This window comes from Ideonella sp., assembly GCF_041287625.1.
Lineage (GTDB): Bacteria > Pseudomonadota > Gammaproteobacteria > Burkholderiales > Burkholderiaceae_C > Ideonella.
In genome coordinates this window covers 129,263-150,583 of the sequence record NZ_JBGGNH010000035.1, presented here as the reverse complement: position 1 = coordinate 150,583, position 21,321 = coordinate 129,263, and the positions used below count along the sequence as shown (strand labels likewise).

Below are 21,321 nucleotides of genomic sequence, written 5' to 3'. Positions count from 1 at the left end.
GGCGCCAAGCTGATCGTGGTCGATCCGCGCTTCACGCGCTCGGCCGCGGTGGCCGACGTCTATGCGCCGATCCGGCCGGGCACCGACATCGCGTTCCTCTCGGGCGTGATGCGCTACCTGCTGGCCAACGGCAAGATTCATCGCGAATACGCCAAGGCCTATACCAACGCGACCTATCTCGTGAAGGAGGGCTTCAAGTTCGAGGACGGCCTGTTCGCAGGCTACGACGAGGCGCGGAAAAGCTACGTCGACCGCTCGACCTGGGACTACCAGTTCGACGAGCAGGGCATGGTCAAGGTCGACGACACGCTGCAGGACCGCAACTGCGTCCTCAATCTCCTCAAGGTGCACGTCGAGCGGTACACGCCCGAGATGGTCGAGCGCATCACCGGCACGCCCAAGGCGAAGTTCCTGCAGATCTGCGAGATGATCGCCTCGACCTCGACGCCCGATCGCACCATGACGTCGATGTATGCGCTGGGCTGGACCCAGCACACGACCGGCGCCCAGAACATCCGCTCGATGGCCATGATCCAGCTGCTGCTGGGCAACATGGGCATGCCGGGCGGCGGCGTGAACGCGCTGCGCGGCCATTCCAACGTGCAGGGCATCACCGACCTGGCGCTGCTCTCGACCTCGACGCCGGGCTATCTCGTGCTGCCGACCGATCGGGAAGCGACCTACGACGACTACATGAAGTCGCGCCGCTTCAAGCCGCTGCGGCCGGGCCAGACCAGCTTCTGGCAGAACTACGAGAAGTTCTTCGTCAGCCAGCAGAAGGCCTTCTTCGGCAAGGCGGCGACCAAGGACAACAACTGGGCCTACGACTACCTGCCCAAGTTCGACACGTCGTACGACGTGCTGAAGATGGTCGACATGATGGCGGCGGGCCAGATGAACGGCCTGTTCTGCCAGGGCCTCAACATCCTGCTGGCCTCGCCGAACAAGGCCAAGGTCGCCGCCGGCCTCGCCAAGCTCAAGTGGATGGTGGTGATCGATCCGCTCGAGACCGAGACCGCGCGCTTCTGGGAGAACCACGGCGAGTACAACAACGTCGATCCCAAGGCGATCCAGACCGAGGTCATCCAGCTTCCCACCGCGACCTATGCCGAGGAAGAGGGCAGCGCGACCAACTCCAGCCGCGTCATCATGTGGCACTGGAAGGCGGTCGAAGGGCCGGGCGAGTCCAAGAGCGACTCGGAGATCGTGTCGCTGCTGCGCGCCCGCCTCGCCGCGGCCTACGCCAAGGAGGGCGGGGCCTTCCCCGATCCGATCGTCAACACGACCTGGAACTACAAGAAGCCCGAGAACCCCGATCCGGCCGAGGTCCTGAAGGACATCAACGGCTATGCGCTCGAGGATATTCCGGATCCGGCCGATGCCAGCAAGGTGCTGCTGGCGGCCGGCAAGCTGCTGCCGAGCTTCGCCATGATGCGCGATGACGGCAAGACGTCGGGCGGCATGTGGATCTACACCGGCGTCTATACCGAGGCCGGCAACATGTCGATGCGCCGCGACGCGAACGACCCGACCGGGCTCGGCATCCATCCCAACTGGGGCTTTTCCTGGCCGGCCAACCGCCGCGTGCTTTACAACCGCGCCTCGGCCGATCCCGACGGCAAGCCGTGGAGCCAGCGCAAGAAATACCTCGAATGGAACGGCCAGCGCTGGGCCGGCGGCGACGTGCCGGACTACGGCCCGACCGTCGCGCCGGACAAGAATGTCGGCCCGTTCATCATGAACCAGGAAGGCACCGCGCGGTTGTTTGCCCGCAGCGCCATGCCCGACGGCCCGTTCCCCGAGCACTACGAGCCGATGGACGCCTACATCGCCAACCCGCTGCATCCCAAGGTCACGACCAATCCGGTGGTCCGGGTGTTCGCGGCCGATGCCAAGTCGTTCGGCACGCCGGACAAGTTCCCGATCGTGGCGACCAGCTATCGGCTGGCCGAGCACTTCCACTACTGGACCAAGAACGTGCACGACAATGCCGTGCTGCAGCCCGAGATGTTCGTCGAGATGGGCGAGCGTCTGGCCAAGGCCAAGGGCATCAAGGACGGCGACTGGGTCGAGATCTCGAGCCAGCGCGGCGCGATCAAGGCCAAGGCCTGCGTGACCAAGCGCATCCGGCCGATGATGGTCGACGGCAAGCCGTGCGACGTGGTCGGCCTGCCGATCCACTTCGGTTTCATCGGGCTGACGCGCAAGTCGCAGCCGGTCAACACGCTCACGCCGTCGGTCGGCGACGCGAGCGTCCATACGCCGGAATACAAGGCGTTCCTGGTCGACGTGAAGAAAACAACAGCACCGGCTTCGCAGCCGGCGACGGTCTAAGGGGAGGGTAAGATGTCCGTCCTGCAAGCCCTCTACCTTCGCCGCCGCTCCGCCTCCAGCGTGACGCCACCGCCCGCCGGCAAGGCGCCGGCGGTCGAGGTCGCCAAGCTGATCGACGTCTCCAAGTGCATCGGCTGCAAGGCCTGCCAGACCGCCTGCATGGAGTGGAACGACCTGCGCCAGGAACCGGGCACTTCGCTGGGCGTCTACGACAACCCGATCGACCTGACCGAAAACGCCTGGACGGTGATGAAGTTCACCGAGTACGAAAACGAGCAGAGCGGCAACCTGGAGTGGCTGATCCGCAAGGATGGCTGCATGCACTGCGCCGACCCGGGCTGCCTGAAGGCCTGCCCGTCGCCCGGCGCCATCATCCAGTACAGCAACGGCATCGTCGACTTCCACGAAGAAAACTGCATTGGCTGCGGCTACTGCGTGACCGGCTGCCCGTTCGACGTGCCGCGCATCTCCAAGAAGGACAACAAGGCCTACAAGTGCACGCTGTGCTCTGACCGTGTGGCCGTGGGCATGGAGCCCGCCTGCGTGAAGACCTGCCCGACCGGCGCCATCATGTTCGGCACCAAGCAGGCGATGAAGGACCAGGCCGCCGAGCGCATCGAGGACCTGAAGGAACGTGGCTTCGAAAAGGCCGGCCTCTACGACCCGGCGGGCGTGGGCGGCACCCACGTGATGTACGTGCTGCACCACGCGGACCAGCCTTCGCTTTACGCCGGCCTGCCCAACGAGCCGAAGATCAGCCCGATGGTGTCGCTGTGGAAGGGCGTGGCCAAGCCGCTGGCGGCGCTCGCGCTGGGCGCTGCGGCCATCGGCAGCTTCTTCCACTACATCGTCAAGGGCCCGATCGAGGTCGAGGAGGACGAAGACGCGCAACTGGAGGATCTGCCATGAAACGAGTACACGACCAGATCCACCGCTACTCTGCCTCGGAAAGGGTGAACCACTGGACGGTAGCGATCTGCTTCGTCCTGCTGGCGCTCTCCGGCCTGGCGTTTTTCCACCCCGCGTTTTTCTTCCTGACCGACCTGTTCGGCGGCGGGCCGTGGGCGCGCATCCTGCACCCGTACATCGGCCTGGTGCTGTTCATCGGCTTTGCGCTGCTGGTGCTGCGCTTCTGGCGCCACAACCTGCTGGAGGCGCGGGACAAGGAGTGGCTCAAGCGCGCGTCCGACATGATCCGCAGCGGCGACGACGCCGGCATGCCCGAGCAGGGCAAGTACAACGGCGGCCAGAAGCTGCTGTTCTGGGGCCTGGTCGTCGGCATTGCCTTGCTGCTGCTGACCGGCCTGGTGATGTGGCGTGCCTGGTGGACGCCACCGATCATGCTGATTCGCGCCGCCAGCCTGCTGCACGCGGTTGCGGCGGTGTGGAGCATCGGCCTGATCATCGTGCACGTCTACGCGGCCATCTGGGTTCGTGGCAGCATCCACGCCATGGCGCGCGGTTGGGTGTCTCGCGCCTGGGCCCGCCAGCATCACCGCGCCTGGTACCGCAAGATGACCGGCGACAATCGCTGAGCCAGGGCTCCCCTGCATGCCGCCGGGCCAGCCCACCGGCGGCTTTTTCATTTCTGAAGGACCCGCAAGTGCAACGCATCCTGCAACCCGGTGAGATCGAGGGCCTGGACCGCATCGACTTTCCGCGCATCCGCCTGCCCCAGCCTGCCACGCTGTTTGCCGAGCGCGCTGCGCGCTGGCGCCAGCTCGCGGCGGACGGCCACCCGATCGCCGACTACCTGCGCTTCGTCGCGCTGCTGGCAGACGCCCAGGCGCTCGCCGCGCGCGAGGTGGAAACCGCACCGGTCGACCCGGCACTGCTCGCGCGTGCCGTCACCCACGCCATGCCAGCCTTGCCCGCGGCCGATCACCTGGACCCCGCCTGGCTGACCGCGCTGGACGAACTGCTGGGCGTGCTGGCCAATGCGCCGCGCAGCGCCGGCCTGCCGCCTGCGCTGGCCTTGCTCGCGCAGGAACTGCAGGACACCGCGCCTGACATGCTTGAAGCCTTTGCGCTGCAGGTGCTGCACGGCCTGCAGGAAGGCACGCCGCCAGACACCTTGCTCGCCCGCACCGCCCAGCCGCTGCTGGTCGCCGCCCTGCAAGTGGCCTATGCCGACCGTGCGAGCCGGCTCGATGCGCGCGCGCTGCCCATGGTCGACCCGGCCACCGTCTGCCCGCACTGCGGTCTGCCGCCGGTGGCCAGCGTGCTGCGCATTGGTGGCGAGGCCGGCGGCCACCGCTACCTGCACTGCGGCCTGTGCGCCACCGAGTGGCACCTGGTGCGCGTGAAGTGCAGCAACTGCGAGTCCACCCAGGGTATTCGCTACCAGAGCGTGGAGGGCGCGGGCGAGGTGGTCGTGGCCGAGACCTGCGAGCACTGCTACAGCTACCGCAAGCTGGTCAACCAGGAGAAGGACCCGCATGCCGAACCGCTGGCCGACGACCTGGCCAGCCTCACGCTGGACCTGCTGATGGGCGAGACCGACTACGCGCGCGCCAGCGCCAACCCCTTGCTGGCGCTGGCGGCGGAAGCGGACGAATGAGCGGCGCTGCGTCGGCAGCGGCGCAGGCCGCGATCTCGGCCGCGCGGCTGCCTGCGGTTGACCGCGTGCTGGCCGCGTCCGAACTGGCCGCGCTGAAGGCCCAGCATGGCCTGACGCTGCTGACCGACGCCGTGCGCGCCGCGTTGGACGCACTGCGCACCCAGGCCCTGGCCGGTACGTTGGCGCCCGAGGCCGCCGCCATGCCCGCGCTGGCGCAGGATGTGGCGGCCCGGCTGGCCGCCCGCACCGCGCCACGCCTGCGCAGCGTCTTCAACCTGACCGGCACCGTGCTGCACACCAACCTCGGCCGCGCGCTGCTGCCCGACGTTGCAGTGCAGGCCGTGATGCGTGCGCTGACCACGCCTGCCAATCTGGAATTCGACCTCGCCACTGGCGGCCGCGGCGACCGCGACGACCTGGTCAACGACCTGCTCTGCGAACTGACCGGCGCCGAGGCCGCCACGGTGGTCAACAACAACGCCGCCGCAGTGTTGCTCACGCTCAGCGCGCTGGCCGCGAAAAAGGAAGTGATCGTCTCGCGTGGCGAGCTGGTCGAGATCGGTGGCGCCTTCCGCATCCCGGACATCATGGCCCGCGCCGGCGCGAAGCTGCGCGAGGTCGGCACCACCAACCGCACCCATGCCAAGGACTACGAAGAAGCCATCGGCCCGCGCACCGCGCTGCTGATGAAGGTGCATTGCAGCAACTACGCGGTCACCGGCTTCACCAAGAGCGTGGGCGAGGCCGAGGTGGCCGCCATTGCACATGCCAGGTCGCTGCCCTTGGTGGTGGACCTGGGCAGTGGCACGCTGGTGGACCTGTCTCGCCACGGCCTGCCGCGCGAGGCCACGGTGCGCGAAACGGTGGCCGCCGGTGCCGACCTCGTCACCTTCAGCGGCGACAAGCTGCTGGGCGGCCCGCAGGCGGGCTTGATCGTCGGCCGCAAGGACCTGATCGCGAAGATCAAGAAGCATCCGCTCAAGCGTGCGCTGCGCGTGGGCAAGCTCACGCTGGCCGCGCTGGAGCCGGTGCTGCGGCTCTACCAGTCGCCCGAGCGCCTGGCCGAGCGCCTGACCACGCTGCGCCTGTTCACCCGCCCGCAGGTGCAGATCCGCGAGCGAGCTGAGGCGCTGCTGCCGGCGCTGCAGGCCGCCTTGGGCGCGTCGTTTGTCGCCAGCGTGCAGCCGATGTTCAGCCAGATCGGCAGCGGCGCGTTGCCGGTGGACACGCTGCCCAGCAGCGGCCTGGTGCTGAGGCCCACGCAGGCCGCCCGAGCGGGCCGTCAACTGGCCCGCCTCGAAGCCGCGCTGCGCAGCCTGCCGCGGCCCGTCATCGGCCGCACGGCGGACCAGGCGCTGTGGCTGGACCTGCGCTGCCTGGAGGCGCGCGACGAAGCCGAGTTCAGCGCGCAACTCCCCGAGCTCGCAGAGGCGCTGGCCGCATGATCGTCGGCACCGCCGGCCACATCGACCACGGCAAGACCACGCTGGTGCGTGCGCTCACCGGCGTGGACACCGACCGCCTGCCGGAGGAGAAGCAGCGCGGCATCTCGATCGAGCTGGGCTACGCGTACACGCCGGCTGCCAACGGCGAGGTGCTGGGCTTCATCGACGTTCCGGGCCACGAGAAGTTCGTGCACACCATGGCCGCTGGTGCGGTCGGCGTGGGCCATGCGCTGCTGGTGGTCGCGGCCGACGACGGCGTGATGCCGCAGACCCGCGAGCACCTGGCCATCCTCGGCCTGCTGGGCGTGCGCCAGGGTAGCGTGGCGTTGACCAAGGTGGATCGCGTGGATGCGGCCCGCGTGGTTGCCGCGAAGGCCGAAATCCTGGCGCTGCTGGCTGGCACGCCGCTGGCCGATGCGCCGGTCTTCGAGACCGCCGCCACGCAGCCTGGCGATGGCGGCGTCGCCGCACTGCGCCAGCACCTGGAAGCTGTCGCCGCGGCTTGGCCAGGGCTGGGCAGCGCGGGGCTGTTCCGCCTCGCGGTGGACCGCGTCTTCACGCTCGCCGGCCAAGGCACGGTGGTCACCGGCACGGTGTTCAGCGGCCAGGTTCGCGTGGGCGACGTGCTGCAGCATTCGGCCACTGGCCAGGCGGTGCGCGTGCGCAGCCTGCATGCGCAGAACCGCGCGGCCGAAGTTGGACAGGCGGGACAGCGTTGCGCGCTGAACCTGGCCGGCATCGCAAGGGAAGCCATCTCGCGCGGCGACTGGATCGCCGATGCGCGTGTGCTGCGGCCCACGCAGCGGCTGGACCTGCGCGTGCGGCTGCTGCCGGATGCGCCGGCGCTGGGCGCCTGGTCTGCTGTGCACGTTCACGTGGGCACGGCGCACCACATGGCTCACCTGGTGCCGCTGCAGGGCGACACCTTGCAGCCCGGTGCCGAGGCGCTGGCCCAGTTGGTGGTCGACGCGCCGGTCTTCGCGCTGCCCGGTGACCACCTGATCCTGCGCAACGCGCAGGCCAGCCGCACGCTCGGTGGAGGCCAGGTGCTGGACCCTTTGGCGCCCGAGCGCCGCCGCCGCAGCGCCGAGCGCCTGGCCTGGCTGACGGCGCTTGCGCAACTGGTCGAGACCGGCGAGCCGGATGCGCTGGTCCGCCACGCGCCGCAAGGCCTGGGCCGCAGCACGCTGACCTTGTTGATGGGCCGCGAACCCGATGCCGTCGTCGCGCCGGACATCCGCCAGTTGCCGGCCGGCGAAAGCGATGGCTGGCTGATTGCCGAGCCCCGCTGGCAGGCCTTGCGCGAGCAGGTGCTGCAGGCGCTGGCGCGCCACCACGAACGCGCCTCTGACGAGCCCGGCCCGAATGCCGCGCGCCTGCGCCGCATGGCGCTGCCCGGGCTGCTGCTGTCGGCGCACAACGTGTTGTGGCACGGCCTGCACCAGGCGCTGCTGGCCGAAGGCGCCGTCGAGCGCAGTGGCGCCAGCCTGCACCTGCCCGGCCAGGGCGTGAGCATCACGCCGGCCGAACGTGCCACCGCCGAGCGCCTGCTGCCGCTGCTGCTGGCCGGCGGCTTCGACCCGCCCTGGGTGCGCGACCTGGCCAAGGCGCAAGGCCTGGGCGAAGACGCCACGCGGGCGCTGTTGCGCAAGCTCGCGCGCGCCGGCGAACTGGGTCAGGTGGTGCGCGACCTTTTCTTTCCGGCAGCGACATTGGGCCGATTGCAGGCCACGCTGGCCGAGTTGGCCCAACAGTCCCCACGCGGCGAAGTCGAGGCCCATGCCTTCCGTGACGCGACCGGCCTGGGCCGCAAGCGGGCAATCCAGATCCTGGAATATTTCGACCGGATCGGCATGACGCGCCGCGTGCGCGACGCCCATGTGCTGCGCGCCGAGGCCAACGCCACCCCGCTCCTACAATCCCCGGCGCACCCCGGCTGAGCGCCGGCTCGCAACACGGAAGGCACACTCACCCGGTGGTGGGCCCGGGCTTCAAACCCGGTAGGGGGCGTCAGTCGCTCCCTGGTCGGTTCGACTCCGGCTGCCTTCCGCCAAGCCCGCTTTCAGCGCTGGGCCAGCAAGTCCTTCACCACCTGCTGCACCTCCGGTGCATCCCAGTTCAGCTCACCCACATGCCAGGCCTGGGCGCGGCCCTGGCGGTCGATCAGCACGCTGGCGGGCAGGGCCGGGATGCCCCAGGCCTTGAGCTGGGCCTGGCTGCGGTCCAGCAGCGGCAGGCCGTCGAAGATGACGCGCTCGTCGAGGAACTCGCGCACGCGCTGCGGCATCTCGCCACAGTTCACGCCGACGACCTTCAGCCCTTGTGCGCCGTACTTCAGCAGCAGCCGGTTCAGTGCCGGCATCTCGCGCTCGCAAGGTTCGCAGAAGGTGGCCCAGAAATTCAGCAGCACGACCTGGCCGCTGAATTCGGTGAGCGACACGGCGCGCCCGTCTTCCAGCGCCTTGGCCTGCAGTGCGGGCGTGGTCCGCTGGCCCCAGGGCATCAGCTTGCCGACGACGATGGCGGCGCGCGCCGAGCTCGTCAGCGCCGCCGCCGCGAGGGCGGCCAACCAGGTTCTTCTTCGCACCGTGCAGGCGCCGTTCAGGCGGTGACCTTCTCGGAGCGGATCTGGTACTTGAACGTGGCCGGGTCCAGGCTGTCGAGCCGGCCTTCGGTGGTTTCGCCTTGCGGGTACATCAGGAAGCCTGCAGGCGGCAACTGGCTGCCCGCCAGCGGCACGTCATGGCCGTGATTGTAGGCGATCCAGTTCATCTCCCAGGCGCCGAACAGCATGGCACGCGCGGCGCGCACCTTGGGGTCGGTCAGCGGCAGGCCGCCGGGCTGTTCTTCCAGCATGACCTTGCGCACGTCGGCCGGATCGACCGGGATCCAGCCATGGCCTTCGGCATAGAAGTCGGCACGGCAGTGCTGGGCCTTGGTGATGTCGCCGCTCTTGCCCAGGCTCTTGTAGCCGTGCACCGAGTCGTCCACGCGCACGCCGTAGGCATCCCGCGCCGGGATGCCGGTGGCACGCGCCAGCGCGACCCACAGGCCGTTCAGGTCGGCGCACTTGCCCGAGAGGTTGCCGGACTCCAGCATGAAGGCCACGTTGCCGGTGCCGCAGCCGCGCACGCTGCCTTCGCGGCGGGTGTGCGCGATGATCCAGTCGTAGACGGCCTGGGCCTTGGCGATGGTGTCGGCGGGGTTGCCGGCATCCTTCTGGATCTGCTCGGCGGTCTGCTTGACCTTGCCGTCCAGCGGCGCCAGCGAGGTGGACTGCAGGTAGGGGCGCAGCTCGGCGGCGCTGAGCGGCTTGACCGAAGCCTTCGCGCCCAGGTCCACCGCGCGGTCGCGGGTGGCGATGCGCTGTGTCAGCACCACGCGCTGCGGCGCGGCGGGGTCGCTGAAGGCCACGCGCAGCAGGCGGGTGTCCTGGCCTGGCGTGGCCATGACTTCGGCCAGCTTGGCGCCCGGCGCCTCGAAGCGCGTGGCCAGCGTGCGCTGGTAACCAGGCAGCTCGTCCATCGCCAGCGGCAGCCAGACGCGGCCGTTGGCGGTGCGCTCTGTCAGCTCGATGGTGGTCGTCACGTCATGCACCTGCCAGCCCTGGGCCAGCAATTCGGCGACGCTGGGCATGGCGGCTGCGGTGGCGGGCAGGGCCCAGGCACCGGGGCTGCCGAAGACGGGCAGGGCGGCGGCGACACAGGCGGCGTCACGCAGGAACAGGCGGCGTTGCATGGGCATCAATCTGGAAGGGGCACGGGACGGGTTGGGATCAGAACGGGGCGTCGTCGCCAGCCGGGGCAGCGGGCGCTTCGTCCGCCGGCTTCTTGCGCAGGCGGATCGGCTTGCGCACGGCAGGCGCTGCATCGGCGGCAGGGGCGGGCGCGGGCGCGGCGGCGGGTTCGTCTTCGTCGATCACGCGGGTGAACGGCGACAGCAGTTGCACCAGCTGGCCGTAGATCTTCGGCGAGCCGGCAACGATTTCGCGCTGGTTCAGGAAGTCCGACTCGCCGGTGAAGTTGCCCACCAGGCCGCCAGCCTCGGTGATGATCAGCGAGCCTGCGGCAACATCCCACGGGCTCAGGCCGGTTTCGAAGAAGCCGTCCAGGTAGCCAGCGGCGACATAGCAGAGGTCCAGCGCGGCAGCACCCGGGCGGCGCAGGCCGGCGCACTCGGGCATCACGGTTTCGAACATCTTCATGTAGCGCTGGAAGTTGTCGCCCTTGCGGAAGGGGAAACCGGTGCCAATCAGCGAGTCGCTCAGGCGCGTGCGCTTGGAGACACGCAGGCGCTTGTCGTTCAGGTAGGCGCCGCGGCCGCGCGAGGCCATGAAGAGGTCGTTGCGCGTCGGGTCGTAGACGACGGCCTGTTCCACCTTGCCGCGGAACGACAGCGCGATGGACACGCAGTAGACCGGGAAGCCGTGGATGAAGTTGGTGGTGCCGTCCAGCGGATCGATGATCCACACAAAATCGCTGTGCTTGGAGCCGTGCTCGCGGCCAGATTCTTCGGCCAGGATGCCGTGGCCCGGGTAGGCCGTCAGCAGCGTTTCAATGATCGCCGCCTCGGCGTTGTGATCGACCTCGCTAACGAAGTCGTTCGGGCTCTTGGTGTTGATCTTGAGGATGTCCAGGTCCAGCGACGCCCGGTTGATGATCGCCCCCGCGGTGCGGGCCGCCTTGATGGCGATGTTCAACATGGGGTGCAGGGACTGGGACATGGTTCAACCTTGAAAAGGGCTTGGAACAGGCGGCACGCACCGTGGGAACACCTGCCGCAGCGGCGGAGGTGGGGCGGGCGTGCCGGCGCAGAAGAACTGCAGCGGGGCGATCTGGCGGCGGACAAAGAGCGTCGCACGGTGCGCTTGCCTGGGCGGCTCCGGCTTTTTGCAAACTGATGCAAAGCGAAGCGGCGCGCGACAATGGCCGGTGCGAAACCGAGAATTCTAGCGCCCAGCGCCGTGCCTGCAATGCCTGACCTGTTGAAGCCCTCTGTTGACGATGCGGTCGAAAGTCGCGATCCGACGCGTTTTGTCCTGCTGCACACCAGCCATCCCGGCAACGTCGGTTCGGCCGCGCGGGCCATGAAGGTGATGGGTTTTCACGATCTGGTGCTGGTGGCGCCTCGCTTCGAGGATGTGCTGACGCGTGAGGAAACCATCGCGATGGCCAGCGGTGCCACCGACATCCTGGCCAGCGCCCGCATCGTGCCTGACCTGGCCGCTGCGCTGGACGGCGTGAGCTATGCCTGCGCCACCGCGATGACGCCCCGCGACTTCGGTCCGCCAACCTTCTCGCCGCGCGAGCGCTTCGCCTCGCTGGCTGGCGAGGGCCACCGCGTGGCCTTCGTGTTCGGCGGCGAGCGCTTCGGCATGGCCAATGAGGATGTGTACCGCTGCCATGCCTGCCTGTCGATCCCCACAGCCCCCGCCTACGGCTCGCTGAACCTGGCCCAGGCGCTGCAGGTGCTGGCCTACGAATGGCGCCAGGCGCTGGGCGGCTTTGGCGTGGCGCCGCGCACCGCGCCGGTGGGCTGGGCCGATGGCGTGGCGGTGCAAGGCCTGCTGGCCCACTGGCAGGATGCGCTGGTGCAGATCGGTTTCCTGGACCCGCAGGTGCCGCGCAAGCTGCTGCCGCGGCTGAACCAGCTGGTCAACCGCGCGCTGCTGAGCCAGGAAGAGGTGCACATCTTGCGCGGCGTCGCGCGCGCGATGCAGAAGGCCTCTGCGAAAGAGTGAACCCAATGCCGGCCGAGAGCCCCGCGGCCAGCCGGGTTCAATTGTCGCGGCTACACTGAATTTGCAATCATGTTTTCTGTTGTTGCACGCGGCGCTGGCGCTGCGTGTCCCGCCTCCGCCTCTCCAGCATTTCCAGGGAGCCGCCATGTTCGCCCGACTCCGCGAAGACATTGCCTGCATTCTCGAGCGCGACCCCGCCGCGCGCAGCGCTTGGGAGGTGCTGACCTGTTACCCGGGCCTGCACGCGCTGATCTGGCACCGCGCGGCGCACGGCTGCTGGCAGGCCGGTTTGAAGTGGTGCGGGCGCTTCCTGTCGCAGCTGGGCCGCATGGCCACCGGCATCGAGATCCATCCGGGCGCGACCATTGGCCGGCGGGTCTTCATCGACCACGGCATGGGCGTGGTGATCGGCGAGATGGCCGAGATCGGCGACGACTGCACCATCTACCAGGGCGTGACGCTGGGCGGCACCTCGCTGGTCAAGGGCGCCAAGCGCCACCCGACGCTGGAGGCCGGCGTGATCGTCGGTGCCCATGCCTCGGTGCTGGGCGGCTTCACGGTGGGCGCTGGTGCGCGCATCGGGTCTGGCGCGGTGCTCACCAAGCCGGTGCCGGCAGGCGCCACGGCGGTCGGCAACCCGGCGCGCATCATCCAGCGCGAGGTGGATGCGGCGCGCGAAACGGCGGCGGCGCGCATGGGTTTCTCGGCCTATGGCGTGACGAACGGGGACGATCCGGTCGCCCAGGCCATGAAGGGCCTGATCGACAATGCGTCGACCCAGGAGCACCAGATCGCGCTGCTGTGGCAGGCGATCGAGAAGCTGTCGCAGCGCTCGCGCGAATTGCCTGGCGGCGACTGCGTGCCGCAAGATGCGCAGACCACCGAGCGCTTTGATGCCGAGCGGCTCAACCGGCTGGTGAAGTGATGCTGATCAGCGCGCCGAGCTGTCGGCCCTGATCAGCGCGCCGCGCCTTCGGCGCGCGGGTCAGTGATCTCGATCTCGCCGGCCTCGCTCCAGTTGCCCAGTTCGGGCTTGCCTGCGACTTCCTTCAGCGCCGCCACGCGCCAGTGATGCGTGCCGGGCTGGGCCACGATCACGCGCAGGCTGGTCGCGTCGGCGTCACCCTGGTGCTCCATCTGCGTGAAACCGGCGTCGCGCGCCACTTCCACGCGGTAGCGGTTGACGTCCGCCACTGGCTGCCAGCGCAGCTTGACCACGCCTGGCGGCTGCGGCACGGTGAAGGGCACCAGGCCCGGCGCGGTGGTCAGCACCTTGAGCTCGAAACGCAGCTTGGCATCAAAGCCTTCAATGCCCAGCGAATCGACCTGGCGGGCGCGCAGGTGCCAGATGCCGCTCTCCAGCCCGTCCAGCGGCAGCGTGCTGCCTGGGGCGAGGTGCAGGTCGCGCACGATGTGGTCGTAGGCCGGATCGGCCGCCAGCTGCACCCGCAGCGCCTGGGTGCCGGCCGGCACCTGCAGCACCAGCAGCGGCTTGGTCACGCGGATGGGCAGCGCAGTGAAATCCGGTGCCGGCAGCAGCGGCACCACGGCCGGCGGTTTGGCCGGGCGCAGCGCGGCACCGAAGCCGCTGTCCACCGCCGCGCCTTCGCCACGCTGGCCGGATTCATTGGCCGTGTCGGCCTGCACCTTGCCCTCCAGGACCTCGGTGCGGGCGGCCAGTTGCGGGTCGAAGTGCACCCGGTATTCCGTGCCGCGCACGCCGATGACCGCGGTGGGTGTCTCGACTTCCAGCGGCTTGGCGCGCAGCACCTTGCTGGCCAGCATTTCCACCGTGCCTTTCACCAGCCGCATGCTGGTGGCGAACAGGCCTTCGCCGTCGGGCGTGGCCTTGGTGCCGGCCTTGACCATGTAGCGCCGGTGTTCGGCCAGCTGGGCCTCGCTCCCGGGCGCCAGCTTCATGCGCGAGCCGTCGCCCAGCTGGACCACGGCCGAGCTGCCTTCGGCGGTGCTGAGCACGGCGCCTGCCGGCAAGGCGTCACCGGCCTTCACCGGCTGCCCCGCCGCGCGCACGTCGCCGTCCGCGCTCACGATGCGGGCCGGTGGATCGGTGCGGCGCAGCAGGCGCAGCGGCACGGTCAGCCGCTGGTTCGGGTAGATGCGGTTCGGGTCCGGCAACTGGTTCAGCTTCGCGACCTCGGTCCAGGCCTCGCGCGAGACCAGCACGGTGCGCGTCAGGCCGATCAAGGTGTCGCTGGGTGCGACCGTGTAGACGGCACTGGGCTCTTCAGCGGCCCGCGCTGCGCCTGCTGCTGCGATCAGGGCGAACAACAAGCTCCGGGACGCAGCGGGCAGCAGGGCAGGCGGCTTCATGCAGGGGTGGTTCAGCAGTTGGCGGGTGCCTGGCCGGGCTGCGGCCGTTGGGCGGACTTGGGCCGGAAGGCCTTGCACAGCGCCGGGTCGCATTCGAGGTAGGGCCCGCCGATCAGGTCGATGCAATACGGCACCGCGGCAAAGATGCCCGGCACCGGCGGCTGCGCGTCCGGCAGTCCTTGCAGGGTTTCGGCGATGGATTTCGGCTGGCCTGGCAGGTTGAAGACCAACGCCTTGCCGCGGATCACCCCAACCTGGCGCGACAGGATGGCGGTCGGCACGAAGCGCAGGCTGATCGCGCGCATCTGCTCGCCAAAGCCGGGCAGCAGCTTGTCGGCCACGGCCAGCGTGGCTTCGGGTGTCACGTCGCGTGGTGCCGGGCCGGTGCCGCCGGTGGTCAGCACCAGGTCGCAGTGGGCTTCGTCCACCAACTCGCGCAGGCAGGCGCTGATGCCTTCCTGATCGTCGGGAATCAGCCGGGTTTCCCATGTGATGGGGTTGCGCAGCGCGCGGCCGAGCCAGTCCTGCAAGGACGGCAGGCCCTTGTCTTCGTAGATGCCGGCCGAGGCGCGGTCGCTGATCGACACCAGGCCGATGCGCACCGGCGCCAAGCCTGCTTCACTCGTCATCGCCGGCGTCCTCTTCAGCGGGCATCTCGGCAGCCTGGGCGGCGGCCAGGCCGCTCTTGATCAGCTGGAACATCTCGCGGTAGGGGCGGCCGTGGCGCTGGTCGGGCGTGGTGTTCAGCAGGTCCTTGCGCGCCGAGCGCAGCAGGTTGCGCAGCTGCTGGGCATCTGTCTCTGGGTGGGCATTCATCCAGCGCGTCACGGCGTCGTCGCTGGCCAGCAGTTCCTCGCGCCAGCGTTCGGCGTGGTGCAGGGCCAGCGTCTCCTTGGCACTGCCCAGCTTGGAGGCGGCAATCGCTTCGCGGATCGGCTCGGGATCGACCTGGCGCATCAGCTTGCCAACGTACTGCAGCTGGCGGCGGCGGCCTTCGAACGAACGGGTCTTGCGATAGGCGTCCAGCGCGTCGGTCAGTGACTCCGGTAACTCCAGCGCCTCCAGGCGCGCACCCGACAGTTCGCTGAGCTGCAAGCCCAGCTGCTGCAGCACATGGCTCTGCCGCTTCATCTCCGACTTGCTGGGCCGGTCATCTTCCTCCTCGGCCTGCGCCTCGTCCGGCAGTTCGGAGTCGAGGTCGGGATCGAGGTTCGGAGCGAGGGAAGGGGGCGAGGGAGGCGCGCGACGCATGAAGGAGAGGGCCCGGGAAAAGGCCGTTGTCGAGGCAGGGCGCCTCGGGGCTGCAGATGGCTATGATTGTCCCGCAATTCAGGCCACGCGCCCCGCTTGCCGCCCGCCGCGGCCGCAAGGGGCGCGTGTGGCATTCCCTCATAACAAGCACGAGCCGCCTCCGATGACCTCCTCTTCGTCGCCCACCACGTCCCAGGGCTTTGCCTATTCCCGTGAGCAGTTCCAGCAGATCGTCGACGATGTGCTGGGCATGGCCAAGGCGTTGGGCGCCAGCGACGCAGGCGCCGAAGTCTCCGAGGGCAGTGGCCTCAGCGTCTCGGTGCGCATGGGGGAGGTCGAGAACGTGGAGCGCAATCGCGACAAGTCGGTCGGCGTGTCGGTCTATTTGGGCCAGCGCCGCGGCAATGCCAGCACCTCCGACTTCTCGCACACCGCGCTGCAGCAGACGGTGCAGGCAGCCTACGACATTGCCCGCTTCACCGCCGAAGACCCGGCCGCCGGCCTGCCGGATGCCGAAGACCTGGCGACTGCGGAAGAGGTGGCGCGTGAGCTGGACCTGTTCCACCCCTGGGCGCTGGACGCCGACACCGCTGCCGTGCTGGCGCGCCGCACCGAAGATGCTGCGCTGAAGCTGGACAAGCGCATCACCAACTCCGAAGGCGGCGCGGTCTCGGCCCAGCAGTCGCACTTCTGGGCCGGCAACAGCCGCGGCTTTCGCGGTGGCTATGCCAGCTCGCGGCATTCGCTATCGGTCTCGCCGATTGCCGGCAAGGGCGCCAACATGCAGCGCGACTACTGGTACAGCTCGATGCGCAATGCGCTGGACCTGGCCGCGCCCGAGGCCGTGGGCCGCTATGCCGCCGAGCGCGCGCTGTCGCGCCTGAAGTCGCGCAAGATCGCCACCTGCGAGGTGCCGGTGCTGTTCGAGTCCACCGTCGCGGCCGGGCTGCTTGGCGCGTTTGTGCAGGGCACCAGCGGCGGCGCGCTGTACCGCAAGGCCAGCTTCCTGCAGGACAGCCTGGGCAAGGCGGTGTGGGCCGACCACATCGACGTGCTGGAAGACCCGTTCGAGCGCGGCGCCAAGGGCAGCGCGCCATTCGACGATGAAGGCGTGCGCACCAAGGCGCGCCAGGTGGTGCAGGGCGGCGTGGTGCAGGGCTATTTCCTGTCCAGCTACTCGGCGCGCAAGCTCGGCATGAAGACGACCGGCCATGCCGGCGGCTCGCAGAACCTGCGCCTGACCAGCCGGCTGACCCAGCCTGGCGACCACCTCGAAGAGATGCTGCGCAAGCTGCACCGCGGCCTGTTCGTCACCGAGCTGATGGGCCAGGGCGTGAACTACGTGACCGGCGACTACTCGCGCGGCGCGGCCGGCTACTGGGTCGAGAACGGCCAGATCGCCTTCCCAGTGCACGAGATCACCATTGCCGGCCAGCTGCAGCACATGCTGCGCAGCATCGTCGCCGTGGGCACCGACACCTACAACCTGGGCGCCAAGACCATCGGCTCGGTGCTGCTCGACAAGATGAAAATCGCCGGCAGCTGACCACAGGCTGACGCTGCGGCGCCACGCACCCGGGGGCTTCCACCGGGGAGGGTGCGCCGGGGTGGCTCCTAGAATTTGCGCATTCGACAAACGCAGATCACAGGAGACACATCGATGATGGAACGTCGTTCGTTCGTGCGAGGCGCCGGCCTCGCGGGCGTGCTTGCCGCAGGCAGCGCACCGGCCGTTGTGCACGCCCAGGCCACGCTGCGCTGGCGCATCGCGTCCAGCTTCCCGAAGTCGCTGGACACCATTTTCGGCGCCGCCGAGGTCTTCGCCAAGAAGGTCGGCGACATGACGGGCGGCAAGTTCCAGGTCACGGTGCATGCAGCCGGTGAGCTGATGCCGGCCTTCGGCGTGGTGGACGGCGTGCAGAACGGCACGGTCGAGGCCTGCCACACTGTGCCCTACTATTTCTTCGGCAAGGACGACACGTTCGCGCTTGGGGCCTCGGTGCCGTTTGGCCTGAACTCGCGCCAGATGACCGCCTGGATGATCGAGGGCAACGGCCTGAAGCTGATGCGCGAGTTCTACAAGAACTACAACATCTACAACCTGCCCTGCGGCAACACCGGCGCGCAGATGGCTGGCTGGTACCGCAAGGAAATCAAGTCCATCGCCGACATCAAGGGACTGAAGTTCCGCGTGGGCGGCTTCGCTGGCAAAGTCATCGAGCGCATGGGCGGCGTGCCGCAGAACATCCCGGGCGGCGAGCTCTACCAGGCGCTGGAAAAAGGCACCATCGACGCTGCCGAATGGGTCGGCCCGTACGACGACCAGAAGCTGGGCTTCAACAAGGTTGCGCAGTACTACTACTACCCCGGCTGGTGGGAAGGCGGTCCGCAAGTCGACCTCTACATCAACCAGAAGGCCTACGACGCGCTGAGCGCCGAGTACAAGGCCATCGTCGAGGCGGCCGCGGCGTTTGCGCATGTCGACATGCAGGCCAAGTACGACGCCCGCAATCCGCTTGCGCTGAAGCAGTTGGTGCAGGGCGGCACCAAGGTCCTGCGTTTCCCGAAGGACGTGATGGACAGTGCCTTCAAGGAGTCGATGGCGCTGTACAGCGACCTGAGCGCGAAGAACCCGAACTGGAAGAAGGTCTACGAGGACATGGCGGTGTTCCGCCGCGACCAGAACCTGTGGTTCCGTTTCGCCGAAGCCAGCTTCGACGACTTCATGCAGGCTCAGAAGCTCTGACGGCAGGGCCGGGCCGGCCCCCGCGGGCCCGGCAAGAAAAAAACCCCGGGCCGCGAGGCGCCGGGTTTTTTTTGGCGAAGGGACGAGGCTTCAGGGTGCGCTGGCGCCGCTGGCCGCGGGCTCCACGCCAAACAGCTTGGCCGCGTCCATCTCGATGTGGTTGTCCGAGTCAGGTGCGGCCTCGATCACCGTGTGCGAGGTGTCGACCTCGGCATGCTTGGCAATGCCGCCCGACACCAGGTTCGGGAAGGCGATGATCATCGCCACCATCAGGATCTGGATCAGCACGAAGGGCACCGCGCCCCAGTAGATCTGGCCGGTCGTCACCTTGGCGATCATGCGCCCGCTCAGCCTGTCGGGGTAGTCCTCCGTGGGGGCCACGCTGCGCAGGTAGAACAGCGCAAAGCCAAACGGCGGGTGCATGAACGAGGTCTGCATGTTGACCGCCAGCAGCACGCCGAACCACACCAGGTCGATGCCCAGTTTTTCCGCCACCGGGCCGAGCAGCGGCACGACGATGAAAGACAGCTCGAAGAAATCCAGGAAAAACGCCAGCACGAAGACCAGCAGGTTCACCGCGATCAGGAAGCCGAGCTGGCCGCCCGGCAGACTGGTCAGCAGGTGCTCGACCCACTTCGGTCCGTCCACGCCCTGGAAGCTGAGGCTGAAGACGGTGGAGCCCAGCAGGATGAAGACCACGAAGCAGGACAGCTTCAGTGTCGTGTCCATGGCCTGGCGCAGCAGCTTCAGGCTGATGCGGCGCCGCGCCAGGGCCATGGCCAGCGCGCCGACTGCGCCCATCGCGCCGCCTTCGGTCGGCGTGGCGATGCCAAGGAAGATCGTGCCCAGAACCAGGAAGATCAGACCCAGCGGCGGGATCAGCACAAAGGTCACGCGCTCGGCCAGGCGCGACAGCAGCTTGAGCCGCAGCAGGCGGTTCAGCACGGCCAGCAGGAATGCGATGCCCACGCCCACGCACATCGAGATCACGATGCGCTCGTCGGTCGGCGTGCCTTCCGGCCGGCTGTTGGCCCAGGCCAGCGCAGCGGCCACGGACAGCAGCACCAGCAGGCCAAGCGAGCGCAGCCCTGCGCTGCCGTTGTCCTCCCGGATGGTCCGGGCCTCCGGCGGCAGTGCTGGCGCCCAGGTCGGCCGGGCCAGCGAAACCAGCAGCACGTAGCCTGCGTACAGGCCGGTCAGCAGCAGGCCGGGCAGGAAGGCCCCTTTGTAGAGGTCGCCCACGCTGCGGCCCAGCTGGTCGGCCATGATGATCAGCACCAGCGAAGGCGGGATGATCTGGGCCAGCGTGCCCGACGCCGCGATCACGCCGGAGGCCAGCCGCCGGTCGTAGCCGTAGCGCAGCATGATGGGCAGCGAGATCAGGCCCATCGAGATCACCGAGGCCGCAACCACGCCGGTGGTGGCCGCCAGCATCGCGCCAACGAAGATCACCGCATAGGCCAGGCCGCCGCGGATCGGGCCGAACAGCTGGCCGATGGTGTCCAGCAAGTCCTCGGCCATGCCTGATCGCTCCAGGATCAGGCCCATGAAGGTGAAGAACGGAATCGCCAGCAGCGTGTCGTTGGCCTCGATGCCGAAAATGCGCAGCGGCAGCGCCTGCATCAGCGACGATGGCAGCAGCCCCAGCTCGATGCCGATGAAGCCGAAGGCCAGCCCGGCGGCAGCCAGCGAAAACGCCACCGAGTAACCCATCAGCAGGAAGACGATCAGGCCAGCGAACATCACCGGGGCCATGTTGGCCTGGAGGAATTCGGTCATCGCGCCGCCTCCTCTGCCTTGGTGCGGCGAATGGCCTCGGCCAATTCCTCCTCGGCGGATTTCGCCTTCGGTTTTTCAGTCGGGTCCGGCGCCAGGCCCCGCAGGAAGGCAATGCGCTTGATCAGTTCCGAGAGGCCTTGCAGGCCCAGCAGCGCAAAGCCCAGCGGCACCAGCGCGTAGACCGGCCAGCGCACCAGGCCGCCAGCGTTCTGCGACATCTCGCCGCTGCGCCAGGCCTGCACCGCCAGCGGCATCACCAGCTCGATGACGGTGAACACAAACGGTAACAGGAAGGCGACGATGCCGAAGCATTCGATGAGAAGCTGTGTGCGCTTCGAGAAGCGGCTGACGATCACGTCGATCCTCACGTGCTCCTGGCGCAGCATGGTGTAGCCGGCGCCCAGCAGCACCACCGCGGCGAAGAGGTACCACTGCACCTCCAGGAAGGCGTTCGAGCCGATGTTGAACGCCTTGCGGACCGCCGCGTTGCCTGCGCTGATCAGCACCGCCGCCAGCACCAGCCAGGCTGTGCAGCGGCCCACCCATTCATTGAGCCTGTCGATCAGGCGGGAAAGTTGCAGTAGTGCCGACACCGTGTGTTGTCTCCGTCATGCTTGCGAGAAGGCGGCGCTGCGCCTTGGGCAAGGGCATGGCACGCATCCGCCCGGGACTGTAAGGACCCTGGGCGGGCGCGAGGCTGACGAAGAGGCCGCTCCAGGGAAAACACCGAGCGGCAGCGCGTGGCGCCTGGCACCACGCGGCGGCTGGGTTCAGCCGCCTTGGCTGGACTGGAACAGCTTGGTCGAGCGTGCCCCGGAGCGGCAGAAGGCCAGCAGCGGTCGCGGCAGTTCGGCCATCAACGCGCCAAATTCGGCGATCTCTTCAGGCGACTGGTAGACGCCGCTGACCGGCAGGTGACGGTAGCTCAGGCCTGCCGCCTGGGCCGCTGCTTCGACTTGCGCGCTGGTCGGCTGGTCCGGGCCGCCTTCGCCGTCCGGGCGGTTGTTGATCACGCTGCGAAAGCCCAGCTGGGCCAGTTCGGCCATCGCTGCGGGTTCGAGTTGCGGGGCGACGTAGACGTCGGCGGTCAGTGCGCGGATCGGCAGGTTGGTGTTCATGGCGTTGTCCTGTGAAA

19 protein-coding genes and 1 tRNA gene are annotated in these 21,321 nt (G+C 68.5%); 11 read left to right on the top strand and 9 right to left on the bottom strand.

Going from position 1 to position 21,321, the window contains the following annotated elements:
- The 7 genes from fdnG to ACAH41_RS14565 all read left to right on the top strand — a co-directional run.
- On the top strand, positions 1–2,334 hold a 2,334-nt coding region (gene fdnG, locus ACAH41_RS14595), incomplete at its 5' end, for a formate dehydrogenase-N subunit alpha (RefSeq protein ID WP_370538344.1).
- Positions 2,335–2,346: 12 nt separating this feature from the next.
- Positions 2,347–3,243, top strand: coding sequence for a formate dehydrogenase subunit beta (fdxH, locus tag ACAH41_RS14590; RefSeq protein ID WP_370538343.1), 897 nt, complete (start codon positions 2,347–2,349; stop codon positions 3,241–3,243).
- Positions 3,240–3,869, top strand: coding sequence for a formate dehydrogenase subunit gamma (locus ACAH41_RS14585; protein WP_325649872.1), 630 nt, complete (start codon positions 3,240–3,242; stop codon positions 3,867–3,869). The genes fdxH and ACAH41_RS14585 overlap by 4 nt, the downstream gene beginning before the upstream one ends.
- A 68-nt stretch (positions 3,870–3,937) precedes the next feature.
- Positions 3,938–4,894, top strand: a complete 957-nt coding sequence (gene fdhE, locus ACAH41_RS14580; protein WP_325649874.1) for a formate dehydrogenase accessory protein FdhE — start codon at positions 3,938–3,940, stop codon at positions 4,892–4,894.
- Entirely contained in the window at positions 4,891–6,339 is a 1,449-nt protein-coding gene (gene selA, locus ACAH41_RS14575; protein ID WP_325649876.1) for an L-seryl-tRNA(Sec) selenium transferase, read from the top strand. The genes fdhE and selA overlap by 4 nt, the downstream gene beginning before the upstream one ends.
- On the top strand, positions 6,336–8,279 hold the full coding sequence (gene selB / locus ACAH41_RS14570) for a selenocysteine-specific translation elongation factor (RefSeq protein WP_325648897.1): 1,944 nt from the start codon (positions 6,336–6,338) through the stop codon (positions 8,277–8,279). The genes selA and selB overlap by 4 nt, the downstream gene beginning before the upstream one ends.
- 17 nt (positions 8,280–8,296) lie before the next feature.
- Positions 8,297–8,392: transfer RNA gene (locus ACAH41_RS14565), tRNA-Sec, on the top strand.
- A 9-nt stretch (positions 8,393–8,401) separates the two neighbouring features.
- On the opposite strand, the gene ACAH41_RS14560 is transcribed toward ACAH41_RS14565, so the two are convergent.
- From ACAH41_RS14560 to ACAH41_RS14550, 3 genes are read right to left on the bottom strand one after another with little or no spacing between them, the layout of a single operon-like run.
- The gene (locus ACAH41_RS14560) at positions 8,402–8,908 is read right to left on the bottom strand and encodes a TlpA disulfide reductase family protein (protein WP_325648899.1); all 507 of its coding nucleotides are present in this window, start codon (positions 8,906–8,908) and stop codon (positions 8,402–8,404) included.
- Positions 8,909–8,940: 32 nt separating this feature from the next.
- Positions 8,941–10,077 carry a transglutaminase family protein gene (locus ACAH41_RS14555; protein ID WP_325648901.1) on the bottom strand — a complete coding sequence of 379 codons (1,137 nt, stop codon included), beginning with the start codon at positions 10,075–10,077 and terminating at the stop codon, positions 8,941–8,943.
- A gap of 37 nt (positions 10,078–10,114) precedes the next feature.
- Entirely contained in the window at positions 10,115–11,062 is a 948-nt protein-coding gene (locus tag ACAH41_RS14550; RefSeq protein ID WP_325648903.1) for an inositol monophosphatase family protein, read from the bottom strand.
- Between the two features lie 249 nt (positions 11,063–11,311).
- Here ACAH41_RS14550 and ACAH41_RS14545 point away from each other — a divergent pair, with 249 nt between their 5' ends.
- Together ACAH41_RS14545 and cysE are read left to right on the top strand one after the other, a co-directional pair.
- Entirely contained in the window at positions 11,312–12,079 is a 768-nt protein-coding gene (locus ACAH41_RS14545) for an RNA methyltransferase (RefSeq protein WP_325648905.1), read from the top strand.
- A gap of 145 nt (positions 12,080–12,224) precedes the next feature.
- Positions 12,225–13,004 carry a serine O-acetyltransferase gene (gene cysE / locus ACAH41_RS14540; protein ID WP_325648906.1) on the top strand — a complete coding sequence of 260 codons (780 nt, stop codon included), beginning with the start codon at positions 12,225–12,227 and terminating at the stop codon, positions 13,002–13,004.
- 32 nt (positions 13,005–13,036) lie between these two features.
- On the opposite strand, the gene ACAH41_RS14535 is transcribed toward cysE, so the two are convergent.
- The 3 genes from ACAH41_RS14535 to yjgA are packed head-to-tail and all read right to left on the bottom strand — an operon-like array spanning position 13,037 to position 15,661.
- Entirely contained in the window at positions 13,037–14,410 is a 1,374-nt protein-coding gene (locus ACAH41_RS14535) for a FecR domain-containing protein (RefSeq protein ID WP_325648907.1), read from the bottom strand.
- A gap of 11 nt (positions 14,411–14,421) precedes the next feature.
- Positions 14,422–15,039 carry a molybdopterin adenylyltransferase gene (gene mog / locus ACAH41_RS14530; RefSeq protein WP_325648908.1) on the bottom strand — a complete coding sequence of 206 codons (618 nt, stop codon included), beginning with the start codon at positions 15,037–15,039 and terminating at the stop codon, positions 14,422–14,424.
- Positions 15,029–15,661 carry a ribosome biogenesis factor YjgA gene (gene yjgA / locus ACAH41_RS14525; protein WP_325648910.1) on the bottom strand — a complete coding sequence of 211 codons (633 nt, stop codon included), beginning with the start codon at positions 15,659–15,661 and terminating at the stop codon, positions 15,029–15,031. Before yjgA ends, mog begins: the two co-directional genes overlap by 11 nt.
- A 163-nt stretch (positions 15,662–15,824) precedes the next feature.
- Between yjgA and pmbA the strand changes: the two genes are divergently transcribed.
- Complete coding sequence (gene pmbA, locus ACAH41_RS14520) at positions 15,825–17,207, top strand: metalloprotease PmbA (RefSeq protein ID WP_325648912.1); 1,383 nt, start codon at positions 15,825–15,827, stop codon at positions 17,205–17,207.
- Between the two features lie 117 nt (positions 17,208–17,324).
- Positions 17,325–18,407 (top strand): TRAP transporter substrate-binding protein, encoded by a 1,083-nt coding sequence (locus ACAH41_RS14515; protein ID WP_325649162.1) that lies wholly within the window; start codon positions 17,325–17,327, stop codon positions 18,405–18,407.
- A gap of 90 nt (positions 18,408–18,497) precedes the next feature.
- Here ACAH41_RS14515 and ACAH41_RS14510 read toward each other — a convergent pair whose 3' ends face one another.
- The 3 genes from ACAH41_RS14510 to ACAH41_RS14500 form a co-directional block, all read right to left on the bottom strand.
- Entirely contained in the window at positions 18,498–20,186 is a 1,689-nt protein-coding gene (locus ACAH41_RS14510; RefSeq protein ID WP_325648913.1) for a TRAP transporter large permease subunit, read from the bottom strand.
- The gene (locus ACAH41_RS14505; protein WP_325648914.1) at positions 20,183–20,779 is read right to left on the bottom strand and encodes a TRAP transporter small permease subunit; all 597 of its coding nucleotides are present in this window, start codon (positions 20,777–20,779) and stop codon (positions 20,183–20,185) included. Before ACAH41_RS14505 ends, ACAH41_RS14510 begins: the two co-directional genes overlap by 4 nt.
- Positions 20,780–20,956: 177 nt before the next feature.
- Entirely contained in the window at positions 20,957–21,304 is a 348-nt protein-coding gene (locus ACAH41_RS14500) for a TIGR01244 family sulfur transferase (RefSeq protein ID WP_325648916.1), read from the bottom strand.
- Positions 21,305–21,321: the final 17 nt, after the last annotated feature.

Excerpts from the sequence above, each read along its gene's own strand:
- fdxH (WP_370538343.1), top strand. The coding sequence starts at position 2,347 with ATGTCCGTCCTGCAAGCCCTCTACCTTCGCCGCCGCTCCGCCTCCAGC.
- ACAH41_RS14585 (WP_325649872.1), top strand. The coding sequence starts at position 3,240 with ATGAAACGAGTACACGACCAGATCCACCGCTACTCTGCCTCGGAAAGG.
- selA (WP_325649876.1), top strand. The coding sequence starts at position 4,891 with ATGAGCGGCGCTGCGTCGGCAGCGGCGCAGGCCGCGATCTCGGCCGCG.
- selB (WP_325648897.1), top strand. The coding sequence starts at position 6,336 with ATGATCGTCGGCACCGCCGGCCACATCGACCACGGCAAGACCACGCTG.
- ACAH41_RS14555 (WP_325648901.1), bottom strand. The coding sequence starts at position 10,077 with ATGCAACGCCGCCTGTTCCTGCGTGACGCCGCCTGTGTCGCCGCCGCC.
- ACAH41_RS14550 (WP_325648903.1), bottom strand. The coding sequence starts at position 11,062 with ATGTCCCAGTCCCTGCACCCCATGTTGAACATCGCCATCAAGGCGGCC.
- ACAH41_RS14545 (WP_325648905.1), top strand. The coding sequence starts at position 11,312 with ATGCCTGACCTGTTGAAGCCCTCTGTTGACGATGCGGTCGAAAGTCGC.
- cysE (WP_325648906.1), top strand. The coding sequence starts at position 12,225 with ATGTTCGCCCGACTCCGCGAAGACATTGCCTGCATTCTCGAGCGCGAC.
- ACAH41_RS14535 (WP_325648907.1), bottom strand. The coding sequence starts at position 14,410 with ATGAAGCCGCCTGCCCTGCTGCCCGCTGCGTCCCGGAGCTTGTTGTTC.
- mog (WP_325648908.1), bottom strand. The coding sequence starts at position 15,039 with ATGACGAGTGAAGCAGGCTTGGCGCCGGTGCGCATCGGCCTGGTGTCG.
- yjgA (WP_325648910.1), bottom strand. The coding sequence starts at position 15,661 with ATGCGTCGCGCGCCTCCCTCGCCCCCTTCCCTCGCTCCGAACCTCGAT.
- pmbA (WP_325648912.1), top strand. The coding sequence starts at position 15,825 with ATGACCTCCTCTTCGTCGCCCACCACGTCCCAGGGCTTTGCCTATTCC.
- ACAH41_RS14515 (WP_325649162.1), top strand. The coding sequence starts at position 17,325 with ATGGAACGTCGTTCGTTCGTGCGAGGCGCCGGCCTCGCGGGCGTGCTT.
- ACAH41_RS14510 (WP_325648913.1), bottom strand. The coding sequence starts at position 20,186 with ATGACCGAATTCCTCCAGGCCAACATGGCCCCGGTGATGTTCGCTGGC.
- ACAH41_RS14500 (WP_325648916.1), bottom strand. The coding sequence starts at position 21,304 with ATGAACACCAACCTGCCGATCCGCGCACTGACCGCCGACGTCTACGTC.